General features: G+C 43.4%; 2 protein-coding genes. Both read right to left on the reverse strand.

Annotated elements, in window-relative coordinates:
* On the reverse strand, positions 1-328 hold a 328-nt coding region (locus tag A3763_RS02660; protein WP_197482710.1), incomplete at its 3' end, for a cation:proton antiporter.
* 58 nt (positions 329-386) lie between these two features.
* A partial coding sequence (locus A3763_RS02665) for an iron ABC transporter permease (protein WP_156494852.1) occupies positions 387-933 on the reverse strand: 547 nt, incomplete at its 5' end.

Genomic DNA, 933 nt, shown 5'->3' on the forward strand with positions numbered 1-933 from the left:
ACAAACTGAGATCAAATAAGCTGTGGCTGAGGGTAGTTGTGCAAAGAATTATCAAAGGAAGTAGGAGTATCATCCACCCACTCATATGAATAAAGGTTCCGGACCATAATTGTGGCCTCATAAGCTGTCTGAAATCAATTTTAAGCCCGATGGTAAACAGCATTAGCGTAATGCCAAGGTCTGCAAGCATCTCAAGTGTCGGTTCTGGCGTAACGCCACTTGCATGGAGCAAGAAGCCAGCAATTAGATAACCAACTAAGGGTGGGAGTGTGATTTGTTTCGCAATGAAGCCAAATATGAAGGCAACTAAAATCCAGATGATGCTCATATTGCTTATTTACTTCTCTTAAGTCGATGAATGTTTGGGTTGCTAATTGCTTCGTATCTTAGGACTTTTGGCTAATACTCTTGTCTAACAATATAACTGGCAGAATACCCACTGCAACGATGATTAGTGCGCTCAAGGCGCTTTGCTCAAGTAACTCATCGGAAGCAAATTGGTAAACCTGTGTAGCCAGTGTTTCAAAATTAAAAGGCCGTAAAATTAGTGTAGCAGGCAATTCTTTCAAACAGTCTACAAACACGACAAGCATGCCGGTAAGAGCACCCCGCTTGATAATGGGCAGGTGTACTTTAAATAGTGTCGATAAATAATTATGGCCAAGTGAGCGCGATGCCATGTCCATGCTTGGTGTTACTTTAGATAGGCTGGACTCTACGGACCCTGAAGAGACAGCTAAGAAGCGAACAGAATAGGAAAATACAATTGCGAAAGCCGTACCGCTCAAAATCAATCCTGTTGAGAAATCAAAGTGCTCTCTCATAAGACCGTCAAGGGTATTATCGAAGGCAGCAAAGGGAATGATAATTCCGATCGCAAGCACCGCGCCTGGTATGGCGTAGCCTAGGCTAGAGAAGTTGACCAGGTGCTGA

It is taken from the genome of Oleiphilus sp. HI0128, from assembly GCF_001635365.1.